Annotated in this window: 14 protein-coding genes; 8 read left to right on the top strand and 6 right to left on the bottom strand. The window is 69.5% G+C overall.

Annotated elements, in window-relative coordinates; translation table 11 throughout:
* Positions 1–52 precede the first annotated feature (52 nt).
* The 3 genes from AB0383_RS41390 to fmdA form a co-directional block, all read right to left on the bottom strand.
* Complete coding sequence (locus AB0383_RS41390) at positions 53–775, bottom strand: glutamine amidotransferase (RefSeq protein WP_364189628.1); 723 nt, start codon at positions 773–775, stop codon at positions 53–55.
* Positions 768–2,048, bottom strand: a complete 1,281-nt coding sequence (locus tag AB0383_RS41385) for a MurT ligase domain-containing protein (RefSeq protein ID WP_364189631.1) — start codon at positions 2,046–2,048, stop codon at positions 768–770. The genes AB0383_RS41390 and AB0383_RS41385 overlap by 8 nt, the downstream gene beginning before the upstream one ends.
* A 596-nt stretch (positions 2,049–2,644) precedes the next feature.
* Positions 2,645–3,892 (bottom strand): formamidase, encoded by a 1,248-nt coding sequence (gene fmdA, locus AB0383_RS41380; RefSeq protein ID WP_364189634.1) that lies wholly within the window; start codon positions 3,890–3,892, stop codon positions 2,645–2,647.
* Positions 3,893–4,422: 530 nt separating this feature from the next.
* Here fmdA and AB0383_RS41375 point away from each other — a divergent pair.
* The 7 genes from AB0383_RS41375 (at position 4,423) to AB0383_RS41345 (ending at position 11,827) form a co-directional block, all read left to right on the top strand.
* Positions 4,423–4,599 (top strand): hypothetical protein, encoded by a 177-nt coding sequence (locus AB0383_RS41375; protein WP_364189637.1) that lies wholly within the window; start codon positions 4,423–4,425, stop codon positions 4,597–4,599.
* A gap of 172 nt (positions 4,600–4,771) precedes the next feature.
* The gene (locus tag AB0383_RS41370) at positions 4,772–6,259 is read left to right on the top strand and encodes an FAD-linked oxidase C-terminal domain-containing protein (protein ID WP_366190175.1); all 1,488 of its coding nucleotides are present in this window, start codon (positions 4,772–4,774) and stop codon (positions 6,257–6,259) included.
* The gene (locus AB0383_RS41365) at positions 6,259–7,530 is read left to right on the top strand and encodes an FAD-binding oxidoreductase (RefSeq protein ID WP_364189643.1); all 1,272 of its coding nucleotides are present in this window, start codon (positions 6,259–6,261) and stop codon (positions 7,528–7,530) included. Before AB0383_RS41370 ends, AB0383_RS41365 begins: the two co-directional genes overlap by 1 nt.
* Positions 7,531–8,847, top strand: coding sequence for a heterodisulfide reductase-related iron-sulfur binding cluster (locus tag AB0383_RS41360; protein WP_364189646.1), 1,317 nt, complete (start codon positions 7,531–7,533; stop codon positions 8,845–8,847).
* 43 nt (positions 8,848–8,890) lie between these two features.
* A complete protein-coding gene (locus AB0383_RS41355) occupies positions 8,891–10,621 on the top strand; it encodes an L-lactate permease (RefSeq protein WP_364189649.1) in 1,731 nt (576 codons plus the stop codon).
* 263 nt (positions 10,622–10,884) lie between these two features.
* Entirely contained in the window at positions 10,885–11,322 is a 438-nt protein-coding gene (locus AB0383_RS41350) for an SRPBCC family protein (protein ID WP_364189652.1), read from the top strand.
* A gap of 103 nt (positions 11,323–11,425) precedes the next feature.
* Positions 11,426–11,827 (top strand): VOC family protein, encoded by a 402-nt coding sequence (locus AB0383_RS41345; protein WP_364189655.1) that lies wholly within the window; start codon positions 11,426–11,428, stop codon positions 11,825–11,827.
* 117 nt (positions 11,828–11,944) lie between these two features.
* Here the strand turns inward: AB0383_RS41345 and AB0383_RS41340 are convergent, their stop codons facing one another.
* Together AB0383_RS41340 and AB0383_RS41335 are read right to left on the bottom strand one after the other, a co-directional pair.
* Positions 11,945–12,154, bottom strand: a complete 210-nt coding sequence (locus tag AB0383_RS41340) for a hypothetical protein (RefSeq protein ID WP_364189658.1) — start codon at positions 12,152–12,154, stop codon at positions 11,945–11,947.
* 537 nt (positions 12,155–12,691) lie between these two features.
* Complete coding sequence (locus tag AB0383_RS41335; protein ID WP_366190174.1) at positions 12,692–13,531, bottom strand: alpha/beta hydrolase; 840 nt, start codon at positions 13,529–13,531, stop codon at positions 12,692–12,694.
* Positions 13,532–13,654: 123 nt separating this feature from the next.
* On the opposite strand from AB0383_RS41335, the gene AB0383_RS41330 reads away from it, so the two are divergent.
* Positions 13,655–14,248, top strand: a complete 594-nt coding sequence (locus AB0383_RS41330; RefSeq protein ID WP_366190173.1) for a TetR/AcrR family transcriptional regulator — start codon at positions 13,655–13,657, stop codon at positions 14,246–14,248.
* Between the two features lie 334 nt (positions 14,249–14,582).
* On the opposite strand, the gene AB0383_RS41325 is transcribed toward AB0383_RS41330, so the two are convergent.
* Positions 14,583–15,116: a flavodoxin domain-containing protein gene (locus AB0383_RS41325; protein WP_364189667.1), complete on the bottom strand. Its 534-nt coding sequence runs from the start codon at positions 15,114–15,116 to the stop codon at positions 14,583–14,585.
* Between the last annotated feature and the right edge of the window lie 160 nt (positions 15,117–15,276).

Here is a 15,276-nt window from a genome sequence, read left to right as displayed (position 1 = left end):
CCGTGGTTCGTGCTGCGATGGTCCGACGCGAGCGCTGGGTGTCCGGGGGGGATCACCACCGCGGGCCGTGCATGGCTGCGCGCAATCGTTCTTCCCGCAAGGCATCGACCTCCGGCAGGGCCAGCGGCGAGGGCGGGGTGCCGAGCACCCATTCCAGTAGCCGGTCGGCCAGCGCGGGGTTGCGCGCCAGCACCGGGCCGTGGAGGTAGGTCGCCAGTACCCGGCCGGTTCCCGCGCCCTCTGTGCCATCCCCGTTGCCGACGCCGGTGCGTACCGAGCCGAGCGGACAGCTGCCGGGGCCGACGAGCGTGCGGCCGAGGTGGTTCTCGAAGCCGGTGAGGGGCTGTGCCGTCAGCTCGGGTCTGACGTCGACGACGATCTCCCCCACCGCACGCCCCCGCCCGGGAGACGTCACCACGTCGAGCAGGCCCAGACCCCGATGGGAGACGTTGTCGGGCGTCGTGAAGCTCATGCCGAGGACCTGAAGCCCGGCGCAGACGCCGAACACCACGGCACCTCGTGTGACCGCCCGCTGCAGTCCGGGATGCTCGTGCAGGTGCGCCGTCGCAAGAGCTTGGGCATCGTCTTCGCCACCGCCCAGCAAGTACAGGTCGAGCGAGCACGGCACCGCCTCGCCGTGGCGGGTCTCCGTCACGCTCGCGGCGATGCCCCGCCACTGCGATCGCCGCCGCAGCACCTGGGCGTTGCCGCCGTCGCTGTAGGTGCCGAGGATGTCGGGCAGCAGCACCCCGATCCGGACGGCTGACTCAGTCATCGCCGAGCTGCTGCCGGAGATCTCGGAACGCCGTGTAGTTCGCGACGAGCTCGACCGGGCCGGGCGGCAGTGAGTCGACCGCGGCGAACGGACGGGGGCAGAGCGTGTGCCGCACCTCGGCGTAAGTGAGGCGGACGGCCAGATCGGTCGCCCGTTCGCCGGCCGCCACGACCTGCCGTCCACGCAGCTGCTCGAACTGCACGTCCCACAACCACGACATGTCCCGCCCGTCGGCCTCACCGCTGTTCACCGCGATCACGACCGGCAACCGGGAGTCGAGCAGCGGCAACGTTTCCTCCCAGCACGCCGGGTTCTTCGCCAGCATCACCCGCACACTGCGCCCGGACACCCGAGCCTGGCGGTATCGGCCGGCGACGTCGGCGATCGGGCGAAGTCGTGCGACGGCGACCTCCGGCGGGACACCGAGCCGAGCGGCGGTGGCCACCGCGATCGCGGCGTTCGCGGCGTTGGCCCGGCCCGGCAGGCGGAGGCCGAGCGTGATCTTCGAGCCCGCCGTGGTTTGCACGGCATCACCGGTCAGTGTCCACAGCGGATCCGGCCGGGTAAGACCACACGCACAGTGCCAGCAGGTGTTTTGCCGGACCACGGCTCGGCCGCATCGGGCGCAGGCCACGGCGTCGGCGTGCCACCGCTGTCCCGCGCCGACCCACACGGGGTGAGCCGAGCCCAGGGCGGCCGAGGTGACCAGTGGATCGTCGCAGTTGGCGACCACGGTCGTGTCCGGCAATGCCGCGGCGACCGCCCGCAACGCCCGTTCGGTCGTCCGAACCTCGCCGACCCGGTCCAGCTGGTCCCGGCTGAGGTTGAGCAGCACGAGGCAGGCCGGGTGCACCTGCGCGGCGACGGCGGGCACGTAGGTCTCGTCGACTTCGAGGACCGCCAAGGGCGCCTGATGGTTGTCCACCAGGGCGGCGACTACCCCGTCGGTCATGTTCGCGCCGTCGCTGTTCGTGGCGACCTGGCCCAGCGTCTCCAGGATCCGGCTGAGCATGAGCGCGGTGGTGGTCTTGCCGTTGGTGCCGGTCACCAGCACCACTGTCCGACCGCCGCCGATCCGGCTCAGCACGCGAGGATCCAGTGTGAGTGCGATCCGCCCGCCGATGACGCCGCCGTTGCCGAGACCCATCCCCCGCGAGATCGCCGCGCCGAGCCGCCCGGCCGCGATCGCCAGCCGCGTTCGCGCCGGGAGCCGGCGCGCCACGGGCGGCAGGACGGCTTGCTTGCCGACGACGCACGGTGAATCGGGGCTCACGCACAGCCTCCTTCGCGCTCGGTCGGGCACATCGCCGTCACCTCGTCGCCTGGCCGTGCGAGGACACTGAGAGCGTGGAGACGACGGCACGTCCGGTGCGAACCGGGCGGCGCGTTCCGTTGGCCCATCCGGGAACAAGAGTACGTCGGACCGCATCAGTGCGCGTTCAGGAAAGGTCGACAGACCGCTGTCCCGTTAGCGCTGTTTGTCCATTTCGGCCACCGACTTGCCGCCGTCTGCCGACCCGCGATCGTCCTCCACACGGTGAATCACCGGGAGCGCAGCATTTTCAGACCCGCTCCATGTGCATCCGGCCCGGACGCGGCGGGCAGATGCCGTGCCGTAGATGTCCGGACCACCGGCCGCATTCGTCGCCACGATGACCGGCAGCGAGCTCGGAGCCCGGTCCGTTGCGGCGGCCTGCCATCCGAACCGGTTCCGCGCGACCGATCACGGGCGACCGGTGGCGTTCGTCGTGCACGGTTCGCTCAGGCAGTACAGCCAGGGAAACGTTCGGCTGAGAGTCCCAGCCGAGCGTTTCGCCACTGTCGGTCGACACCGAACGAGGTCCGGCCTCGCTGAACCCGCTCTGCAGGTCAGGACGTGACCGCGCACTGTCCGCGATCGGCCCTCACCGGGCCCTCGCTCGTCGGGCGCACGTCGAAATCGAAGATCTCCGTGGGCACGTAGAGCGTGCAACACGCGTTGGGGATGTCCACGATGCCGCTGATCCGGCCTTCGATGGGCGCCGAGCCGAGCAGCAGGTAGGCCTGTTCACCGGTGAAGCCCCACTTCTTGAAGTACTCCACCGCGTTCAGGGCGGCATTGCGGTAGGCCATGGTCGCGTCGAGGTAGAGGTTCTCGTCGGTCTCCCGATCCACCGAGACGCCCACGAACGACAGGAACTCGGAATACCGGGGTTCGACGTTTCCCGGCATGAACACCGGATTCGTGGTGATGCCGTACTTCTCCATGCCGCCTTTGATGAGGTCGACGTGGAAGTCGATGTACCCGCCCATCTCGATGGCGCCGCAGAAGGTGATCTCGCCGTCGCCCTGGCTGAAGTGCAGATCTCCGCCGGAGAACTTGGCGTCGTCGACGTAGACCGGGTAGAAGACCCGCGACCCCCGGGTGAAGTTCTTGATGTCGTGGTTCCCACCGTTCTCCCGGGCCGGCACCGTGCGTGCGCCCTCGCGGGCGATGTGGTCCGCGGTCGACCCGTCGGCCGTTCCGGCGAGCGTCCCGTCGAGCAACGGCGGCAGGCCCAGCGGCGGTACGCGGTCGGGCTCGCGGTCGACCAGCGCCTGCTCCCTGCGGTTCCACCGCTGGAGCAGCTCGGCCGAAGGCGCGGTGCCGAACAGGCCGGGGTGGGTGATTCCGGTGTACCGGATGCCCGGCAGGTGGCGCGACGTGGCCTGCTGACCGTGGAAGTCCCAGATCGCCTTGTAGGCGTCGGGGAAGTAGTCGGTCAGGAACCCGCCGCCGTTGGCCTTGGCGAACACGCCGGTGTAGCCCCAGCCCTGCCCCGGCGCGTCGCCGGTCTCCTGCGGAACCGGGCCGAGGTCGAGGATGTCGACGACGAGCAGGTCGCCGGGCTGCGCGCCTTCGACGCCGATGGGACCGCTGAGCATGTGGCAGCGGTTCAGGTCAACGTCGCGCACGTCGTTGGCCGAGTCGTTGTTGCCGAGCTGGGCGTCGGTCCACTCCCGGCACTCCACCCGGAACTCCTGCCCGGGACGGACCATCGCGGCGACCGGCACGTCCGGGTGCCACCGGTTGTGGCCCGGCACGGCCTGATCGCGCATGGATTTCGTCTGGTCGACGCTGAACACTACTTCTGGCATGCGAATTCTCCTCTGTTTGCGGGCCCTCGATCCAATTCGCCCGCCGTTCTCTGGTCAGTACGTGTGAACCTCCTGGTCATATTCGGCGACGTTCGGCAGAAAAACCGACGCCTGAATTTACAAAAACCTGAGTTCGCCGACGATATGAAATTCTGCGAAAAGACCTTCGCTGTCCGGCGATCCGTACCCACGCCCCGAGCAAGCATCGACGACTCCGGCCGGCGCTGATCGCCATCGCGGTTGCGGTCGCCAAACCGACTGCTTGCGGGCTACTTTCCGTGACGGCCCGGGCGGACTCACGAGGACGTTCGGCCACTCCCGAGACCAGGACGGCACTGGCCCGACGCCGCATCTCGAACGGGATCGCGCTGTGCGCAGCGTATTCGCACGCCGCGCAGGGATGTCAAGGGCAACGAAAAACCACGCTCCGGCTTGACTTAAGGTATATCGTTTCGTTATCTTGCCTCGTCCTGCACCGGCTGCCTGTTACGGCGTCGAACCAATGCTGATCAAGAAAACGGTGGAGCGTCGTGGAAGCGAAGTCCGACGACGACGGCTCGATGGAGTTCGTCGTCCTCACCGCGTGGGAATGCGCCAGCTGCGAGGTCGCCGGGCGGACTCCGCCGGGGATGGCGGTCGAGTGCTGGAGTTGCGGCGGCTCGGTCGTGATCACCGCACGGCCCAGCATCCGGCGCTTGGCCGGGTAGCCGCACGCGGCCCACCTGCGGTTTCCCCCGCGACCCGCGAGGCCCTGTCCCCCGCCCGAGAACTCGAGTTGACTGGCCTTCCGGAGCGTCTTACGGTGCCGAAAGGCAGAGTTTACTTTCTGTAGCTCAAAAGCCGTCCGTATCCACAGTCAAGCGGGCTGGGAGGGCGCGCATGACGACCTACGAGCCACGAGATGTGCGACCAGGTATCGCGGCGCTGGCCGAGCGCCTGCGGGCGGCGCTGGGTCCTGATTCGGTCATCGACGATCACCATCGGCTGCGTACCTACGAGTGCGACGGCCTCGCGCACTACAAGGTCACTCCCGCGCTCGCCGTGCTCGCTCGGGACACGGCCGCCGTCGTGGAGACCGTGCGTGCCTGCGCCGAGGCCGAGGTGCCGTTCGTCGCGCGCGGGTCCGGCACGGGCCTCTCCGGTGGTGCGCTGCCGCGCGCCGACGGGGTCCTCATCGTCACCTCGCGGATGCGCCACATCATCGAGATCGACCAGGAGAACCAGCGTGCGGTGGTCGAGCCAGGGGTGATCAACCTGGACGTTTCCCGGGCCGCGAAGCCCGAGGGCTACTACTACGCGCCGGATCCCTCGAGCCAGCAGGTGTGCTCGATCGGCGGCAACGTCGCGGAGAACTCGGGTGGCGCGCACTGCCTGAAGTACGGCTTCACCACCAACCACGTCACCGGCATCACCTTCGTGACCGCCGACGGCGAAGCCATGCGGCTCGGCGGCAAGGCGCCGGATCCGACCGGGTACGACCTGCTCGGGGCCATCGTGGGTTCGGAAGGCACGCTCGGCATCGCCACCGAGGTGACGGTGCGGCTCACCCGGCTGCCGGAAGCGGTCCGCACGTTGCTCGCGGCCTTCCCGAGCACCGACGACGCCGGAGCGGCGGTTTCGGAGATCATCGGCGCCGGAGTCGTGCCCGCGGCGATCGAGATGATGGATGCGCTGGCGATCGAGGCGGCCGAAGCGGCCGTGCACTGTGACTACCCCGGTGGTGCGGGCGCGGTGCTGATCGTGGAACTGGACGGACCGGCCGACGAGGTCGAGCGGCAGTTCGAGGAGGTCGAGCGGCACTGCCGCACGCACCGGGCCTTCGAGATCCGCATCGCGAAGGACGACGTGGAGCGCGCGTTGTTCTGGAAGGGGCGCAAGTCGGCGTTCGCCGCCGTCGGGAGGATCAGTCCCGACTACATCGTCCAGGACGGTGTCATCCCGCGCACCGCGTTGCCCGAGGTGCTGCACCGGATGACGGAGCTCTCGCGCAGCAGCGGAGTCCGGGTCGCCAACGTCTTCCATGCCGGGGACGGAAACCTGCACCCGCTGGTGCTGTTCGACGACGCGGTGCCCGGCGAAGCCGAGCGCGCCGAGGAGGTTTCGGGGGCGATCCTCGACCTCTGCATCGAGTACGGCGGATCGATCACCGGCGAGCACGGCGTCGGGTCGGACAAGGCGAAGTTCATGCCGCGGATGTTCACCGAGGCGGACCTCGACACGATGCAGCTGGTGCGCTGCGCCTTCGATCCGGCCGGGCTGGCCAATCCCGGCAAGGTGTTCCCGACGCCGCGGCTGTGCGGTGAGGTGCCAGGCCGGCACAAGGGTGCGCATCCCTTGCAGGAAGCCGGAATCGCCGAGGTCTTCTGATGAGCGGGCCCGATCCGGCGATGCTGGACGCGCTGTGCGCGGCGACCGCGAAGCATGCCCGACCCGCGGAGGTGGGTGACGAGGTCGACGGCATCGCGCCGTCGTTCGTCGCGGCACCGGGCAGCACCGCGGAAGCGGCAGCCGTCATGCGGATCGCCGCTGACAACGGGCTCGCCGTCGTCGTCCGGGGCTCGGGGACGAAACTCGGCTGGGGACAGCGGCCCGCGAAGGCCGACCTGGTCGTGGACACCGGCCGCATGGACCGCGTCGTCGAGCACCGCGCCGGCGACCTTGTCGTTCACGTGGACGCGGGCCTGCGCCTCGCGACGCTGCAGGACCGCCTCTCCCCCGCGGGTCAGCGGCTGGCAGCGGATCCCGTGGTGCCGCCTGGCGCGGCCGACGCCGGAACGGCCGGCGGGCTCATCGCGACCGCCGCTTCCGGCCCGCTGCGCTTCTCCCACGGCGCGGTGCGCGACCTGCTCATCGGTATCACGGTCGTCCGGGCCGACGGCGTGGTGGCGAAGGCCGGCGGAAAGGTCGTGAAGAACGTCGCGGGTTACGACCTGGGCAAGCTGTTCACCGGATCCTGGGGAACGCTCGGCCTGGTCACCGAGGCGGTGTTCCGGCTGCACCCGCGACCGGCGGTGGCTCGCTGGGTCGTGGTGCCGGTGGACTCGACAGGCGTCGCGTACGAGCGTCTGCGGCGGGTTCTGCACACCCAGCTCGTGCCGAACGCGGTCGAACTCGACCGCCCGGCCGGCGCGACGGGGACGCTCGCGGTGCTCGTCGAGGGCATTGCGCAGGGAGTCGCCGGCCGGGTCGCGAAGTTCCTCGAACTCCTCGGGGACGGCGCCGAACCGTGCGACGCCGCGCCGGAGTGGTGGGGCCGAGCCCCCTGGCGGCGAGGCGACGTGGCCCTGCGCCTCACACACCGGATCACGGGCCTGCCGGCCTTGCTGAACGCGCTCGACGAGCAGGCGCGGCGTCACGGCGTACCGGTCTCGGCCCGTGGTTCGGCCGGCGTCGGTCTCCTGTACGCCGCGGTGCCGGGTGCCGCCGAGCCCGCCGTGATCGCCGAGCTGGTCCAGGTCTTGCGCGACCGGTCGGCCACCTGGGGCGGGGATGTCGTCGTGCTGGACGCTCCGCCTGCGGTGAAGGCGGCGCTCGACCCGTGGGGGCCGGTACGGGGGTTGAGCTTGATGCGCCGGGTGAAAGACCAGTTCGACCCCGAGCACCGGCTCGCTCCCGGTCGCTTCGCCGGAGGGATCTAAATGTCCGAACCTGCCTTCGATGACCACCACCCGCCGTCGGCGGCGCTCGTCGGTGACTGCGTGCACTGCGGGTTCTGCCTGCCGACCTGCCCCACGTACACGTTGTGGGGCGAGGAGATGGACTCTCCACGCGGGCGGATCTACCTGATGGAAATGGGCCTCGGCGGCGAGCCGATGACACCGGAGATGGTGCAGCACTTCGACGCCTGCCTCGGGTGCATGGCCTGCGTGACCGCGTGCCCGTCCGGCGTGCAGTACGACAAGCTCATCGAAGCCACCCGTGCGCAGGTGGAGCGGCGTCACCACCGCCCCGCCCGCGACCGGCTGATGCGCCGCGCGGTCTTCGGCGTATTCCCGTACGCCAAGCGGTTGCACGCCTTGCGCGGTCCGCTGCGGGCCTACCAGGCCACCGGCCTCAGCCGCTGGTTGCGCCGCGGCCGCTTGCTGCGCAGGACTTTCCCGGCGCTGGCGGCGCTGGAGTCGCTGGCACCGGAGCTCGAGCCGTTCGAGCAGGTGCCGGAACAGTCCTGCGCCCAGGGTGCGAAGCGAGGCACCGTCGGCATGCTCCTGGGCTGCGTGCAGCGGGAGTTCTTCCCGGGCGTCAACGCGGCGACCGCCCGCGTGCTGACCGCCGAAGGCTTCGACGTGATCGCGCCCGCAGGGCAGGGGTGCTGCGGTGCGCTGAGTGTCCACAACGGCCGTGAGGAAGAGGCGCAATCCTTTGCCCGCAAGCTGATCGACACCTTCGCGGCGACTGGGGTTGAGCAGGTCGTGGTCAACGCCGCCGGTTGCGGTTCGGCGATGAAGGAGTACGCGGACCTCCTCGCCGACGATCCCGCCTACGCCGAGCGCGCGCGAGGATTCGCCGAGGGGGTGCGCGACATCACGGAATTCCTCGTGGAGCGGGGAACGGTGGCCGCCCGCCACCCGCTGCCGGTCATGATCGCGTACCACGACGCCTGCCACCTCGGGCACGCGCAGGCGATCCGCACGCAGCCCCGGGCGCTCTTGCGGGACATCCCGGAGCTTCTGCTGCGGGAGATCGCCGAAGCCGAACTGTGCTGTGGTTCCGCGGGGATCTACAACATCCTGCAGCCCGAGGCCGCGGGGGAACTCGGGGACCGCAAGGCGCGCAACGTTCTCGCCACCGGCGCACCCCTGCTGGTGACGGCCAACCCGGGCTGCCTGATGCAGCTGGCCGCGTCGGCCGAGCGGCTCGGCGCGCAGCTGAAGGTCGCCCACACCGTCGAGGTCCTCGATGCCTCGATCCGTGGCCTGGCAGCGGACGCTGTCGGGAGGTCCCGATCCGGGGCGTAAGCCGGCAGATCCCAGGTTGTCGTCCTCAACGGTGAGGTGGCACATGTACCAGCAGATTCTCGATCCCGTCGCGGGTTCGCTCGCATGGTCGTCGCTCGTGGCCGCTGTCCCACTGATCGTGCTGTTCGTCCTGCTCGGCATCCTCCGGATGACGGCGTGGCTCGCGGCGCTGATCTCACTCGCGGTCGCGATCGTGGTGGCGATCTTCGTCTACCCGATGCCGGCCGGCCCGGCGTTCCTCGCGGCGGCCGAAGGTGCCGCGTTCGGGTTCTTCCCCATCCTCTGGATCGTCATCAACGCGATCTGGATCTACAACATGACGGTCCACACCGGACACTTCGACGTGCTGCGCCGCTCGTTCTCGCGGGTCAGCGACGACCAGCGGATCCAGGGCGTGATCGTCGCGTTCTCGTTCGGTGCGCTGCTCGAAGCGTTGGCCGGGTTCGGCACCCCGGTCGCCATCACCAGCGTCATGCTGATCGCGCTGGGCTTCCGGCCGTTGAAGGCCGCGGTCGTCGCACTCGTCGCCAACACCGCACCCGTCGCCTTCGGCGCGCTCGCGGTGCCGATCACCACGCTGGCCACCGTCACCGGCCTGCCGCTGCACGACCTGTCCGCAATGGTCGGACGCCAGACCCCGCTGCTGGGGTTCGTCGTCCCGCTCGCGCTCGTGTTCATCATCGACGGCACCCGCGGGGTCCGCCAGACCTGGCCCGTGGCGCTCGTCTGCGGCGTGGTCTTCGCCGTCGCGCAGTTCGCGATCTCGAACTACGTGAGCGCACCGCTCACCGACATCGTCGCGTCGCTGCTGAGCGCCGGCGCGATCGTACTGTTCCTGCGGGTCTGGCGGCCGGTCGAGGGGTTCACCGAGGCCGGCGGACCTGAGGTCACCCGCACCGCCGGCGCGGGCCCGGACGGGCGCGCGGAGGCGGCGACCTCGACGGCCACGATCGACCGGCAGGCTCCCCGGGCGGGCCGCGACGGTCCATCGGGTGGAGGCGGTGACGGTGACACCGAAGCCGGCCGCCGCGACAGCGGCGCCGAGGTGTTCCGCGCCTACTCGCCCTACCTGATCATCATCGTGGTGTTCGGGCTCGCACAGATCCCGGCGATCCAGCACGCGCTGACCAGCGTCACGCGCACCTTCGCCTGGCCCGGGCTGCACATCGCGTCCGCGAGCGGGAAGGTGTCGACGCTGCCGATGTTCAAGTTCGACTGGCTCGCCGCGGCCGGCACGCTGCTCATCATCGCCGGGCTGCTCACCATTCCCGTGATCCGGATCCGGCCCGCGACCGCGTTGCGCATCTACTTCGCCACGTATCGCCAGCTCGCTCCCGCGATCGTGACCGTGATGGCCGTGCTCGCGCTGGCCTACGTCATGAACGCGAGCGGGCAGACCACGACGCTCGGCACGTGGATGGCCGGCGCCGGTGGGATCTTCGCGCTCATTTCGCCGATCCTGGGCTGGCTGGGCGTCGCCGTGACCGGCTCCGACACGTCGTCGAACTCCTTGTTCGGCGCACTGCAGGTGGTCGCCGCGCAGAAGGCCGAGCTGAGCGCTACCCTGCTCGCCGCCGCGAACTCGTCCGGCGGGGTGCTCGGCAAGATGATCAGCCCACAGAACCTTGCCATCGCCGCGGCGGCGGTGGGTATGTCCGGCCGGGAGGGCGATCTCTTCCGCAGGGTGTTCCTCTGGAGCGTGCTCTTCCTCGCGGTGATGTGCGTGCTCGTCTACCTGCAGTCCACCCCTTTGCTCTCGTGGATGGTGCCCTGAACCGGATGGCGCCGGGTGTGGCTGATCGGCACGGACGACAAGGGCGTGAACCGTTCGACGGGGCGCTCCTCCCGCTCGGCGGGCAGGCGCGGCCGGTCGTCACAAAGATCTTCTGTTGAGAATCCGTTGCGGTTAGCGTGAGCCGAGTCACTGATTCCGAGTTCGTGACGGCCTCTCTGCTGCCTGGTGTGCGTTCCAGGCCTTCGAGCGGCTGCCACGATGCGCCGGCACGAGAGTGTTCGACCGACAATTTGGGGGTTTCCATGCCGCGCCCGTACGCCAGCGGAGTCGTCGCCGCGCCCGTCGAAAAGGTCTGGGCCCAGGTCCGCGCATTCGGCGACGTTTCCGCCTTCCTGCCGGCAGTCGGCCACAGTGAGATCGCCGACGGCGTCGACGGGCAGGTCGGAGCCGTCCGGAGGCTGACCCTCGATGCGGGCGGCGACCCCTTCGACGAACGGCTGCTCGTCCTCGACGACCCTGGTCGCACGCTCACCTACGCGTTCACCGGGGCGAATCCGTTCGGCGTGCGCCGCTACGTTTCGACGGTCCGGGTCAGCCCGGTCACCGACACCGGCGAGTCCTTCGTCGAGTGGTGGGCGGAGTACGACGCCGACGCGGGTCAAGAGGAAGAGCTGAACCGCACCTTCGCCCAGGACGTGTACGGCAGCGGCATCGCCGGGCTACGGAAGCTGCTCGCCTAGTACTGCCGGTCGCTCATGCGAGGCCCCGCCGGACAACCGGATTCAGCGTGGCCGCCGGCCCGGAGCCCTTATTCGATACCGACCAAGGAACGGAGTCGCTCACATGGCTTTTCCCGGCCTGCAGCACGTCGCGATCACGGTTTCGGACCTCAAGCGCAGCACCGAGTGGTACAGCCGCCTGTTCGATGCCGAACCCGTACTCGACGAGGACGAGGAAGGCGGCGAGTTCCACCACACGGTCTTCGCCCTCGACGGCGGAATGCTCTTCGGTCTGCACACTCACCCTGGCCGCGAGTCGAAGGACCGCTTCGCCGAGACGCGCACCGGCCTCGACCACGTGGGCTTCGCACTGTCTGGCCTCGCGGAGCTCGAGCAGTGGCGCGATCGCCTCGACGAGCTCGCCATCACCCACGGCGGCATCAAGAAGGCGCATTACGGCTCGGGCGTCTCTTTCCGCGACCCCGACAACATCGCTCTCGAGTTCTTCATCGCACCAGGGACATGACCACCGATCCCTGTGCCGGAGTTCTCGCCCAACGCTGCGGTAGATCCCGGGACTACGAGCAGACGAGTTCGAGGGATCTCGCGCGCGATACCGGGTCGTAGATCGGTGTGGACAACATCAGCCCAGCTCCCCGGCCAGCGCCGCGCTCTCGGCGCTCGATGCCAGCAACCACGGCGCCGGGACCGCGGTCAGGCCGGGTACCACGCGGAGGGCGCTCGTGCCGGCCAGGTACGCCGGCAGTTCGGTCAGCTGGTCGCAGTAGGACTCGCCGGATCGCCGCAGCGCGCCAAGCAGCGACAGCGGGGGCAGGGACGTCCGCTCGCACATCGGTGTCGTCCGTTCGAGTGCATCAACGCGTTCGCTCATACTGACCTTTCAATTCGACGCAGTTGCTCCGTACGGCGGCCTTGTCAGCGGCGATTCTGCCGCAGCAGATCCGCCGCGCGTTCCGCGACGGCGTAGACCGTGGCGTTGGTGTTGGCCGACGGAGCCGGCCCCGGAGGTGAACAGCGACGAGGAAACCAGGTTCAGCCCGACACCGGGAAGCTCGCGCACCGTGTCGACGCCCAGGGGCGGGACTTCTCGCTGCGTGGAACCGACGGTCCTCTCACTCAGGGGGCGGCCGAACCCCTCCACCCGATCATGGAGATCCGACTGGTGGCCGCGGCCGAAGTGGGTCACCCACTGGCCACCGATGTCAGCGGTGGCGCGGAAGAAGGGTTTGGCCGCGCTGAACTCAACATCGTCAACGGGAGGCGGCAGAGCGTCGCGGACGGAGCAGGAAAAGTGCAAGCCTGCTGCGGTCACGGGGAGCACCGGGCCGCGGCCACGCGACCCGGTGTTCGGATCTCGTTTCTGCGGCGGTCAGTCGCGGAGGAAGTGCAGGACCTGCTGGACGAACAGCTGGGGGTACTGGAAAAGGGCTCCGTGACCGGCGTCCGGGTAGATGCCCAGCTGGGCATGGGGCAGCACGTGCGCGAGGTTGAACGAGCTGATGGTCGGGATCATGATGTCGTCGTCACCGTTGATCACCAGAGCGGGCTGGGAGACGTTCGCGAGGCCGGTCGGCGAACTGCTCTGCTCCCACTTGGCCAAAGCGGTGGCCTGGGCCCCGATGGTCTCGTTCGTGACCGCGGCGTCCCGGTCGGCCGTGCGCTCGTCGAGCCGAGCGAGGAACGCGTCGGCCGCGGCCTGGCTGGCCGAGGTCTGGGAGAAGAACAGGACGTGCTTCGGGTGCCGGCCCGTGGCGGTGGCCTTTTCGACCGAACTCTGCAGTACCCCGAAGGCGTTGGCCGGTCCCGCATCGCCCGCCGGCGATGTGCCGGCCAGGATCAGGCGGCGGACCAGGCCCGGCTCCTGCTGGACGAAGGCCTGCGCGACCATGCCGCCCAGCGAGAAGCCCAGCAGGTCGACGCTCGTCAGGCCAAGCGCCTGCACGAAGGCGACGGCGTCGGCGGCCATGGCCTCGACGTTGTCGGGCGTGGTGCCGCCCGAAGCGCCCACCCCGCGCAGGTCCACGAGGATGACCTGGCGCTCGGCAGCCAGGCCGTCGACCACGGTGGGATCCCAGTCGTCGAGGTTGGCCGTGAAGTGGTGCAGCAGGACGACCGGAACGCCCGATCCGGCGCCGACCTCCCGGTAAGCGAAGGCCGTTCCGTCGACGTCGACCGTCCGGGTGGGGGCGTCGTTGTGGCTTGCAGACATGTCGGTCCTCGTACCTCTCGTGGCTTGTGGCAGCGACCCATCATTGGATAACGATCGCTATATAACGACCGCTATCGTATGGTGGTCGCAGCGTGAAGGCAAGTGGGAAGACGAGGACTCGACGTGCGCTACCCGAAAGACCACAAAGAGACGGCCCGCGCCGCGATCCTGACCGCGGCAGCTCGCCCGCTGAAGGAGAAAGGCTTCCACGGAGTCGGTGTCGACGGCCTCGCGGCGGCGGCCGACGTGACCTCGGGGGCGATCTACTCCAACTTCGGCAGCAAGGAGGCGTTCCTCGATCAGGTGGTGAAGGAGCAACTCGGTGCCGAGTTCACCGTGATCGAGGCCGACGACCCGGGTGAGCGCCGACGTCGTCTCGTGGAGTTCCTCCACTTCTACCTGAGCGACGAGCACTGCGCGGCGGTCGCGGACGGGTGTCTCATGCCGGCGCTCAGCGGAGACGTCTCGCGCGCGAGTGATGCCGTTCGGGAGACCTACGAGCGTCGGATGGCGGCCCTGGTCGAGTTGCTCACTCCGGCCATGCCCGGCTCACCGGACGAGCAGACAGAACGCGCGTGGGCACTGGTCGCCTCGGTCGTCGGCGCCGTCACGATCGCACGCGCTCTCCCGCCGGGCGAACGAGGCCGGGCCGTGCGGGCGGCCACGCTTCGCTGCGTCACCGCCGCCATTGACGGCGATGGCAGCACTTCTCCCTGATCGGCCGGACGAACGAGTGCGCGCAGGAGGATGACCGGGCCGGAGCCGCCGGTTACCCTCAGCGGACACCGCCGCCGCAAGGCGAGCTGACGGCGAAGGCGAGGCTCGCTGTGGACATCAACCCGACAGCCATCCCCTTGGGCTGCGTTGTCGACGGATTGGCCGGCTTGTGTTCATCGCCGGGCGCGACCCCCTGACGTCGTCCACGCGGCGCGCCCGGCGAACGGGCCGCGTCCACCGGCGACACAGGCCGTGAAGATCGGGTGTGACAGAGCCGGGAAATCGCTTCACGAACCAGAATGGGCACGACCGCGGCTCGTCGGGGCTCGCCCTGTCATCGCCGGCCCTGCCGCTGCACAGGCGCCGTGGCCAGCTCGCCGGCGATGGTCCGCGCCCAGGCCCGGATCATCGGCCAGTCACGGTTGTCGCCGTCCGGTACCCGTAGCGCGGCGACCACGGCCCGTTCGGGGAAGCGCAGCTTCGCGCGCTCGATGCGGCCACCGAAAAGCCGGTGCTCGCGGGCACCCGAAGCGACCAGCACGTCCGAGACGTCCACCGGATCCTCACCCGGGTGCGCCTGCTCCCCTGCCGGCCCGCTGGAAAACAGCCACACGGGGACGCGGCGCAGCTCCTCCTGGTGCTCGTGCACGAGCCGACGTGCGCTGTCGAGCCAATGCCCGAAGTAGACCGCACTGCCGAGCACCACCGCGTCGTTCCCCGCGAACGACGTCACGTGCTCGGCATCGCGCACCTCGGCCTCCGTCGCGACACCGGTTTCCTCGAGCGAAGCCGCGGCCGTCGCGGCGATCTGCTCGGCGATTTCCCTCGTGGCCCCATGTCTGGTCGCCACCGCGACGAGAATCCTCATGGCATGCCGCCTTTCGATCGACGCTCCTCACCGTCGCGTCCCACCACAGCCCGCGGCAGGGCACGAAGTCACTTCCGGCGATGACGAAATCGGCCACGCACATACCCTCCGCTCCTAGCGCACGCACCGGGGCGCGCCCAGCCTGGAACTCCACACCCGC

This window comes from Amycolatopsis sp. NPDC051373, assembly GCF_040689465.1.
Lineage (GTDB): Bacteria > Actinomycetota > Actinomycetes > Mycobacteriales > Pseudonocardiaceae > Amycolatopsis.
Note: the sequence above shows the minus strand (reverse complement) of the source record. Positions and strands in the feature narration are given on the sequence as shown.

Bases quoted from the DNA above. Each gene is read 5' to 3' on its own strand.
- AB0383_RS41350 (WP_364189652.1), top strand. From the start codon at position 10,885: ATGCCGCGCCCGTACGCCAGCGGAGTCGTCGCCGCGCCCGTCGAAAAG.
- fmdA (WP_364189634.1), bottom strand. From the start codon at position 3,892: ATGCCAGAAGTAGTGTTCAGCGTCGACCAGACGAAATCCATGCGCGAT.
- AB0383_RS41335 (WP_366190174.1), bottom strand. From the start codon at position 13,531: ATGTCTGCAAGCCACAACGACGCCCCCACCCGGACGGTCGACGTCGAC.
- AB0383_RS41370 (WP_366190175.1), top strand. From the start codon at position 4,772: ATGACGACCTACGAGCCACGAGATGTGCGACCAGGTATCGCGGCGCTG.
- AB0383_RS41390 (WP_364189628.1), bottom strand. From the start codon at position 775: ATGACTGAGTCAGCCGTCCGGATCGGGGTGCTGCTGCCCGACATCCTC.
- AB0383_RS41360 (WP_364189646.1), top strand. From the start codon at position 7,531: ATGTCCGAACCTGCCTTCGATGACCACCACCCGCCGTCGGCGGCGCTC.
- AB0383_RS41365 (WP_364189643.1), top strand. From the start codon at position 6,259: ATGAGCGGGCCCGATCCGGCGATGCTGGACGCGCTGTGCGCGGCGACC.
- AB0383_RS41355 (WP_364189649.1), top strand. From the start codon at position 8,891: ATGTACCAGCAGATTCTCGATCCCGTCGCGGGTTCGCTCGCATGGTCG.
- AB0383_RS41340 (WP_364189658.1), bottom strand. From the start codon at position 12,154: ATGTGCGAGCGGACGTCCCTGCCCCCGCTGTCGCTGCTTGGCGCGCTG.
- AB0383_RS41325 (WP_364189667.1), bottom strand. From the start codon at position 15,116: ATGAGGATTCTCGTCGCGGTGGCGACCAGACATGGGGCCACGAGGGAA.
- AB0383_RS41345 (WP_364189655.1), top strand. From the start codon at position 11,426: ATGGCTTTTCCCGGCCTGCAGCACGTCGCGATCACGGTTTCGGACCTC.